The following is a 10026-nucleotide window of genomic DNA, read 5'->3' on the forward strand; positions in this document are numbered from 1 at the left end:
GAAGGGAATGTGCCTTATACTGGCTATCCGAAGGTTCATATATTAATTGGTGGAGTAGATATTCCAAGAAGTCCAATTATACTACCTTATCATGATGGAGGAAATATTAGTTCTGGTAGGGTATATTCTAATCCTCTAATACTTGGATATAATAACTCAAATTATTCCTACTATTTTGAAGCAATGGATATATATCGGAAGATGGCAACACCTACTTCTACTAATTATGGTCCTGTAGTTACTGGTGGAGCTAATTGGAGACCACAATTATTATGGGTAGGGACAGGTGGTTATGTATCTGATGGATTAGAGCCAGAAATGGGAACAACGGGAACTATCTTTACCTTCAAAGTTAGATATCGTGATTTGAATAATGACCTGCCAAAACCTGGTTATCCACTATTGCATGTTAAAAAGAATGGTAGTGAGGTGGCTACTTTAACAATGACCTGGTTTAATGGTGAAATTGGAACACAAAGTTGTGGAATTTATATGGCAACTAAGACTTTACAGACTGGAAGTTATAGATATTGGATTGATGCTTATGAGAATAATCCGGCTAATTTATATGTGAAATTACCTGCTACTGGAGACAAGAGTGGACCTGTTGTAACCAATGCTCCAATACTTACCTGGACAGGCGAATCTGGGTTTGAATCTGATGGCATCAATCCTGATTATGGCACAGTAAATTCGACTTCATTCACCTATAAGGTTCGATATTATGATGCGGATGGGAATCTGCCAAAATATGTTCACCTGTGGATATATAAAGATGGGAAAAGAATTTTTGGTAGTCCCTTTCCAATGGGGTTTGTTCCGACGAGTGGAAATTTAGCCGATGGAGATTATTATGCTAACATTAGTTTTACAGAGTCAGGAACTTACACTTATTTGATAGAGGCAAAAGAGAAACTGGGAATCAATCTTAATCCTTTAGAGATAGGGAGTGAGTCACTATCTGCAAAAACGGCTACTTTAGAAGCAATTGGAGACCCGAGTTTGGTCGGGGAATTTTCCCCTTCACAAGTTGATATATTTGGTGATTTAGGGGAAGATGAGTTAATTATGGTAAGCTGGGCAGATGGAGTTTCTGCGGTCGGACCTGCGACTTTAGAGATGGTTGGACCAATAGTAAAAACAGAGCAACAACAAAATACAGAGATTAAATTACCTCCACCCACACCTCAAATTCAAATAACCGATTTCCAATCTGTCTATTGTTATCCTAATCCGACAAAGAAAGGTGAAATAACCTTTGCTAATTTGCCTCAAAATAGACTGATAAAAATAAGAATATTCAACATTGTTGGTGAGTTGGTTTATGAAGAAGAAAGAGAATCTAATAGCGCAGGTAAGATAACCTGGACCTGTCGGAATTCTGCTAATGAAAGAGTTGCCTCTGGAATATACATTTATATCCTGACAGATAGGATTGGCAATATGAAGAGAGGGAAATTAGGTGTGATCAGATAATTAAAATTGCAAGCCTTAAAGTTTAACCCTCAAAAAGTAAAAGGAAATAAGAGGACTAAACATTTTACTAACGACCGTTTTTAAAAAAAAGCAATAATTATCCTTAAAGTTAGCTCTGGGAATGTTTATAAACCCGATCAAAAAATTTCTTGCTTACAGAAATAATATATTTTATATCCTCTGTATCTTTATCTTTAAGTAATCCAACTAATTTCTTAATTAATAAATCTGATTTAGAAAGTGATTTTATCTTTTGAGGTAGTTCATCCATATTAGTCTTGACAAAATAATCTACATTTACTTCTAAAACTTGAGCAAGCTTAACTAATGTTTTTAGGGAAGGATATTTTTCTCCTCGTTCTATTTGACTAATATATCCTGCTTCTAATTCTACCATCTCTCCAAGTTCTTCTTGTGTTAGACACATATCTTTCCTTATTTCTCTAATTTTTACCCCTATTTGTTTTCTAATATCCATAAATAAACCTTCCTTGTATTTAGTATTTAGAGTATATCTTTTAACTTCTAAAAAGTGAAGTAACTATATAATTATTTTTATTATTAACTATTTGTTAAAAAAATAAAAAAAACAACTTGACAAATTAGTATTTTTATGCTATATTATAAATAATCAAATTTAAATGAGAGATTGAAGGAGAATTCAATACTTACCAGCTAAAGAAGTGAGGAAGGTGAAAATCAACAAAAATCCCATCCGAATTCGTAGAATGTTGCGAAGCAAATAAATCCATTCGATCCGTTTACCAAAAAAGAGGAGGTATTAAAAATGTGTAAAAAGATTATTGTATTAGTTTTAGCTATAGGATTAATAGGAGTAGTTAATTTGAACAAGAATAGTTGGGCAAAAGAAACTAAAATAAAAAAAGTATATAAGGAAGAGGGTGTAAAGAAACTATCTATGGAGAAGAAGATTAAAGGGGAAAATGTGCATGGAGTGATAAAAGAAACTAAAGAAAGAGTTCAACCTCCTGGAGTTATATTAGAAATAAAGGGAGAAGAAAAGATACCAGGATTTAAAAAATCAATTATTGATAAATCCCAAGAGTCTATATCTTCAAAAGAAATCTTAGAGAGTGAGAGTATTCCAATATCTAATGAGCTTCCAATTCCAGGCTTTGAACACAAACAGCCTGTATCTTCAATGGGAACCTCAACACCTGGAGTTATATTAGAAATAAAGGGAGAAGAAAAGATACCAGGATTCAATGTTAAACCATAGAAAGGGCTGATATGTTAATCAAAAAAACATAAGAATTAAAAATTAATGGATTAATTATTTGAAGGAGAATTAAGTATAAATGGAAGTGGTAGTAAAAAGAATAAAGATGCTAATTATCATTATGGGGTGTCTTTTTCTTGTAAATAATGGTTTTGGGAAAGAAGCATTGGGAGCACCTAACTTAACCCACTACACCCCTTCTGGCTGGGATTATCCCATTGTGCCATCATCTGTTCCAAATACACATAAGGTTGATACCCTTTACGGTAATCAAACAACATACATAGACTGGGCAATTCAAAATAATGGAGATGCTAATGCAACAGGTAGATTTTATACCTACTTTTACATTGATGGGACATATATACAGAGTTGGTACACAGATGGTTTATCTTCTGGATATTGGACTTATGTAGATGATTGGCAAAGGACATTAAGTGTAGGCTATCATACCCTAAAGATTGTCATCGATGCAACAAATGCCATCTCTGAATCAAATGAGAATGATAATAGCTATGAGAGACAGTTTTATTGGCAAGGGAAGCCAAATCTAACTTACTACACTCCTTCTGGCTGGGATTATCCTATTGTGCCATCATCTGTTCCAAATACACATAAGGTTGATACCCTTTACGGTAATCAAACAACATACATAGACTGGGCAATTCAAAATAATGGAGATGCTAATGCAACAGGTAGATTTTATACCTACTTTTACATTGATGGGACATATATACAGAGTTGGTACACAGATGGTTTATCTTCTGGATATTGGACTTATGTAGATGATTGGCAAAGGACATTAAGTGTAGGCTATCATACCCTAAAGATTGTCATCGATGCAACAAATGCCATCTCTGAATCAAATGAGAATGATAATAGCTATGAGAGGCAGTTTTATTGGCAAGGGAAGCCAAATCTAACTTACTACACCCCTTCTGGCTGGGATTATCCTATTGTGCCATCATCTGTTCCAAATACACATAAGGTTGATACCCTTTACGGTAATCAAACAACATACATAGACTGGGCAATTCAAAATAATGGAGATGCTAATGCATCAGGTAGATTTTATACCTACTTTTACATTGATGGGACATATATACAAAGTTGGTACACAGATGGTTTATCTTCTGGATACTGGAGTTATGTAGATGATTGGCAAAGGACATTAAGTGTAGGCTATCATACCCTAAAGATTGTCATTGATGCCACAAATGCCATTGTTGAGTCAAATGAGAATGATAATAGTTATGAGAGGCAGTTTTATTGGCAAGGGAAGCCAAATCTAACTTACTACACCCCTTCTGGCTGGGATTATCCCATTGTTCCCTCATCTGTTCCAAATACACATAGTGTTGATACCCTTTATGGTAATCAGATAACTTATATCGATTGGGCAATTCAAAACAATGGAAATGCAAATGCAGCAGGTAGATTTCATACCTACTTTTACATTGATGGGACATATATACAGAGTTGGTACACAGATGGTTTATCTTCTGGATATTGGACTTATGTAGATGATTGGCAAAGGACATTAAGTTCAGGCTCTCATACTTTAAAGATTGTCATTGATGCAACAAATGCCATTGCTGAGTCAAATGAGAATGATAATAGTTATGAGAGGCAGTTTTATTGGTCTGCCTTACCTGCCTTACCTGATTTAGTGGTTACAAGTTTAACCATAACCCCTTCAACCCCTGTCGGAGCTCAACCAGCAGAGATTAAATGGAGAGTAGATAATGATGGTAGTGCAGATATACCTGTCTCCATACGGTTTTATACCAAACTCTATATTGATGAGAGTCTAAAAAAGACCTGGTATACTGATGGTTTAAAAACTACTCAATATATCTCTGATACCTACACAGAGACCTTTTCAATCGGGAGTCATAAAGTAAGGTTAGAAACAGATGTAGATAATGTTGTTTCGGAGTCAAATGAAGATAATAATAAAAAAGAAGACTCATTCACCGTTATTCGTATCCAACCACCAACAAATTTAACGGCAACTGTTATAGCAAACAACACCGTTAAATTAAACTGGGATTGGTCCTATGATAATTCTGTATTATGGGGATTTTATATTTATAGAAGTCAAACTAATAATTTTGTGCCTTCAAATAGTAATTATATTGGTAATACCTCTAATGATGTCCGATATTATGAGGATAGGGGTGTTCCTAATGTAGGGACTTATTATTACAAGGTAACAGCGGTAGATTGGTATTCTTATCCTCCAGATGATGAAAGTGTTCCTTCAAATCAGGCTTCTGTAATTATTACACCGCCGCAAGATATTACTCCTCCTTCAGCACCAACTAACTTAACCGTAACCAATCCACCAGATGATGATGGCACACATCTAAATCTAACCTGGACAGCATCAACAGATGATGTCGCAGTAGCCTATTATCGTGTATATGAATCCACATCTCCCAATATATCGGAAGAAATTTATGATGCATATTATGAACCAACAGGGAATAGCCTTCAAGCCTATGATTTAATAAAAGGGATAAAGTATTATTACAAGGTATTAGCTATAGATACTTCTGGCAATGAAAGTAGCCTATCCAATCGTGCAGAAGGCATACCAAAGGATATAAGGCAACCTGACCCACCTACCAATCTATCTGCAGTTGGTAATGATGGTTATGTGTCTCTCTCCTGGGATTATTCCTGGGATGCCGGGAAATGGAACATCTACCGCCAGCCGGGTATAAATACATCTGATTATGAGAAGATAGATTATACCTACTCTAATTCCTTTACTGACTACAGCGTAACCAATGACACAACCTATTATTACAAAATTAGGGCAGAAAGCTATGAAGGGGTAGAAAGCAATGATTCAAATGTTGTTCAGGCTACCCCAACAATGGCAGACCTACCTCCTTCTGCTCCAGCAGGCCTTGCCGCTTATGGGGATAATGAAAGTATTACCTTGGTTTGGAGAAAGGACCATTTTGAACAAGATTTTGCCGGTTTTAATATCTATAGGGATGGAACAAAGCAAAATTCCTATCCTATAAAGGAGATGATATATGAAGATAGAGGGCTGACAAATGGTAGAACATATAATTATCAGGTCAAAACAGTAGATAAAGGGGATAATGAAAGCATTCCTATTTCAATTGATGCCATTCCTAACCCTGTAAAAGTAAACATTATATCAATAAATGGATATTCACCAGGAACTTATTATACTGACACCAATAATCCCGAACCTATATACATCGAATACAAACAAGAAGGACAGATAAGTTATATAGAATTTCAGGTAGTAGATGTTACTGGTGGAAAAGAAGGAAGTATAGTTTATTCTGAGAAAATCTATCAACCGCCCCCTACATTTGTAAAGGGGAATCCGATAATTATATGGGACGGTAAGGATAAGTATAAAGGATATGTACCTCCAGGTGTATATGAATTCAGGTTGGTTGCCTATCAAATATTAGAACCTATAAAGGGGGTATTAACTCCACCCATAAAAGAGGTAGGAGAATCACAAACAAGAATACTTCAAAGGACACAAGCGGTATTCAAAGTCCTTAAGGATACTGTCGAAATTAATCCCGGGGATTCAAAGATAAAAAAGATAGCTTATACTACCTTGGACTATGCTCCTTGTGGTGATGCGAGGGATATAGCCGCTCAAATATTCAGTGGTTTAGCAGGAGAGGATATAAATACATTTGTCTTAGTGGTAGCGGGTGTAGGGTTTATACTTGATGTAGGACTACCTGGTTTTCCTGGTGATGATATAGTCATAAATGTACTTAAGAAGATAGGTAAAATAATTCCTTTTCAGGCAGCAGGAAAGCTTGGAGAGGTAGGAATGGATTTGTTGATGAAAAACAAAGAGGCTTGTGGTCATCTATTTGGTTTCTTAAGTAAGAATGAAGACCTGGCGATAAAACTTCTCAAGACCTCAGATGACGCTCAACAACTCGGCGAATTCTTTGTTAAATATGGGGATGAGGGAGGAACATTGCTTAAGAAGTTTGGCGATGATATGGCCGATGAGGCGTTTGAGGTGTATAAGAGGGGTGGGGAGTTAAAAAATACAAGAGGTATAGCAAAAGGAATTAAAGGAGTAGGTTGGCTTGAAGAAGGAAATGAATCTTTCGGCTGGAAACATATATTTGGTAGGCATATAGATGGTACTTTAGAAGTAAATATTTCTGCTTCTTTCTTCCCAACAGGAAGAAGAATAGAAAGGGCGATCCCTAAAACATTACCAAATGTAATGAAAGATAGTGAAGTAGAAGAGTTAATATATGAAAGCATTAGAAGAGTTGACCCTATAATAAGTGGGGATAAGTTAAAATATATTTACCAACCTTCTAAATACGGTATCGATGAAATGTGGACTATTACTACTCAAGAAGGTAAAATAATTACTACCTACCCAATAAAAGGTCCAAATGTGTGGAAGTGGAATGTTGATAAACAAATATGGGAATTACAATAAGATGGAGAGTAAAAATATAGAAGTTTGTTTTAGAATAGAGGAAATTATCTTAAATTTGATAGGCGATGGTTGTTATTCCAATAATGTTCCTATTTCTTTTTGTGTAGGGAATAAATTAGCAGTTCAATTGTGTTTACGTTCTTTTGATTTAAAGGTAAAAAATTATTTAATCAAAAATATAAAATACATTAGTAATAAAAATTACTATGAAATTAACGGAGAAATACTGTCTTTATTAGAAGCCTATTCTTGGCGAGATTTGTTAATAGATTGTGGGGTCCCTATTAGAGTTTCGGTAAATAAAGAAGAAGAAAAACTACTTTATGTTAAAAAAGGAGAATATTTATCAGGAACTGGATATTTATATGGTGATTTTGAATCAATATGGGAAAATAATCATTTAATCCAAAAAATTGAAGGGAGGATTGTAAAAATAGAAGAATGTTTAAAATCAGAGAGAGAAATTTGTCTACAGTCACGAGAGATTAATGAATTCAAAGCAGATATTCTTACTCAAAATTCAATTTACATTACATTGGGGATAACCAGATGAGAAGAGAAAGATTTATGAGGAAGGTTTTATTATGGAAATGCTGACTTTTTTAAGTTTCTGGAGATTAATAGTCTTTCAGCCAAAGAAATTTTTTAGGGAATATTTCCGGGAGGAATCTTCACCATATCTTTGGTTTACACTTATAATCTATGGATTGGCTGTTGAAATTAATAGAATTGACCGGCAATTTGTAAAAGGGGATTTGCAAAATAAATTAGATCAAGGTGAGTTTTTGAATAATTGGTTTAGTTATTGGACATTTGCCATAATTATAGGATTGATAATAGGTTATTGTTTTTATAGATTAGGCGGTTGGTTCTTTAATCTACGGGTAAAATGGTCGAAAGGAGTGCCGAATGTCAAAACAGCAAGATTCATTAATCTTTACTCATGTTTCCTTCCCTGTTTTATTACGGTTTTTGTATCAATTATAGAGACTTTGAGCAAGCCAAAGCCTTATATTCCTGATGAGCCATTGTTGCCTACGAGAGACCTATTATTAGCTATAATTAGCATACTTGCAAGCTATTATTCTATTTATGTTAGTTATCAAGGAGTAACGATTGTAATGAAACCAGAAAAATGGAGATGCCGAATATGGTTTCTAATTTTGCCAATACTGTTTTTTTCTTTGATAGCATTGGGAACGATGAGTATGTTTTGGGTAATTTTCAGTTTGAAAGGGTAATTATTGAGCGATGAGAGGTTTTAATTCTTCTCTTTGGTATGAGTGGAATTCGTTGAGTAAATTTGGGAATTTTAATGTTGTTTGGATTATTTTGGATTGGAGGAATAAAATAATGCAATACAAGTATTTAGCCTTGGCAATATTAATTACATTATTTCAAAGCAATGCCTATTCTTTAGACCTTACCAACCCCTATGGAATTGCAACAAATGGTAATTATCTCTATATTGCTGATACGGGTAATTGTCGTATCCTAAGGTGCAATTTGGATGGCTCAAACCCCTTAACCTTTGGTAATTTAGGCAAAGGTGCAGGTGAATTTATGCATCCACAAGGTATTGGAGTTACCCCAGCAGGAGATATCTATGTAGTTGATACAGGTAATCATCGCATCCAGAAACTAAAGGATAATGGCACAAGTATTACTTTTGTAAAGACAATTGGTTCTGAAGGGCAATCTCCAGACCAGTTCTTGCTACCCAGAGACATTGCTATTGATTTTAAGAAAAAGTATTTTCTTGTTTGCGATTCAGCCAATCAGAGAATATCAAAATTCGACCTTGATGGCAATCCAATAAACTCTTTTTCTAACGGTAATTCCTTTGGTGAATGGGGAACTCAATCTGGGATGCTATGGCATTCCTATGGAATTGACCTGGACAATGACGGCAATATCTATGTTGCGGATACTTACAATCATCGCATCCAAAAATTTAGCCCCGACGGAAAGGCTACTTTAAACTTTGGGGGTATGGGACAAGGTGAAGGACAATTTATTATGCCTGCAGATGTGGTTGTGGATAAAGAGGGCTATATTTTGGTCATAGATACAGAGAACCATAGAGTCCAGAAATTTTCCCCAAAGGGAATATACATTGAGTTATACGGTAAGTATGGCATAGAGAAAGGCAATCTATTCCTTCCACAAAAGGGAGTAATAAGTATAGAAAACAAACTCTATGTTATTGATTCAACATTATCTCGATTTGAAGTGTTTAATATATCTACTTATATCACCGATGTCTCAGCCTCTCCTATGTTATTTTCGCCCAATAGCGATGGTAAGTTTGATACTACGACGATTAGCTACACTATCCCGGAAACAGCCCATGTTACTATAAATATCTATGATAAAGATGGGAATTTGGTAAGAAATTTAGTTAACGAAGATAGACCTGCAGGAACTCAGACTAAGGTATGGGATGGCAAAGATGATTCAGATAAAGTAGTCGCAGATGGTGAATATACCTATGTCATTAATGCAGTCAATGCCTTGAATTATCACGCCCCACAGAAAAAAGGTAATGTCTGGATAGACAACAGTCCACCTGAAATCACAAATCAAAAGGCAACACCTGATATAGTTATAGTGGGTAATACAGTAACTTTAACGGCTCAAATCACTGATGTTAATGGAATTGCCTCCGCTACTATTAACCTTATGCCTATTTTAAATAATTCCAACCAACCAATGTTTGATGATGGGACATACGGGGATGAAATAGCCAATGATGGAGTTTATAGTTATAAAACTACAATACCAAATTCTGTCTTATGTGGAGTAAAGAGTTTAATTATCAGGGCTGAAG

Annotated in this window: 7 protein-coding genes; 6 read left to right on the forward strand and 1 reads right to left on the reverse strand. The window is 35.1% G+C overall.

Annotation, left to right across the window (positions count from 1 at the left end; genetic code table 11):
• The coding region (locus tag AB1422_12275) for a T9SS type A sorting domain-containing protein (protein MEW6620088.1) at positions 1-1476 on the forward strand (1476 nt) is incomplete at its 5' end.
• A gap of 109 nt (positions 1477-1585) precedes the next feature.
• Here AB1422_12275 and AB1422_12280 read toward each other — a convergent pair.
• Positions 1586-1954 carry a helix-turn-helix transcriptional regulator gene (locus tag AB1422_12280; protein ID MEW6620089.1) on the reverse strand — a complete coding sequence of 123 codons (369 nt, stop codon included), beginning with the start codon at positions 1952-1954 and terminating at the stop codon, positions 1586-1588.
• Positions 1955-2263: 309 nt separating this feature from the next.
• Here AB1422_12280 and AB1422_12285 point away from each other — a divergent pair, with 309 nt between their 5' ends.
• The 5 genes from AB1422_12285 to AB1422_12305 form a co-directional block, all read left to right on the forward strand.
• The gene (locus AB1422_12285) at positions 2264-2716 is read left to right on the forward strand and encodes a hypothetical protein (GenBank protein ID MEW6620090.1); all 453 of its coding nucleotides are present in this window, start codon (positions 2264-2266) and stop codon (positions 2714-2716) included.
• A 79-nt stretch (positions 2717-2795) separates the two neighbouring features.
• A complete protein-coding gene (locus AB1422_12290; GenBank protein ID MEW6620091.1) occupies positions 2796-7196 on the forward strand; it encodes a CARDB domain-containing protein in 4401 nt (1466 codons plus the stop codon).
• A gap of 1 nt (position 7197) precedes the next feature.
• Complete coding sequence (locus AB1422_12295) at positions 7198-7749, forward strand: hypothetical protein (GenBank protein MEW6620092.1); 552 nt, start codon at positions 7198-7200, stop codon at positions 7747-7749.
• Positions 7750-7780: 31 nt separating this feature from the next.
• Positions 7781-8437 carry a Yip1 family protein gene (locus tag AB1422_12300; protein MEW6620093.1) on the forward strand — a complete coding sequence of 219 codons (657 nt, stop codon included), beginning with the start codon at positions 7781-7783 and terminating at the stop codon, positions 8435-8437.
• A gap of 112 nt (positions 8438-8549) precedes the next feature.
• A partial coding sequence (locus AB1422_12305; protein ID MEW6620094.1) for a 6-bladed beta-propeller occupies positions 8550-10026 on the forward strand: 1477 nt, incomplete at its 3' end.

The sequence above is a fragment of the bacterium genome (assembly GCA_040757115.1).
Lineage (GTDB): Bacteria > UBA9089 > CG2-30-40-21 > CG2-30-40-21 > SBAY01 > JBFLXS01.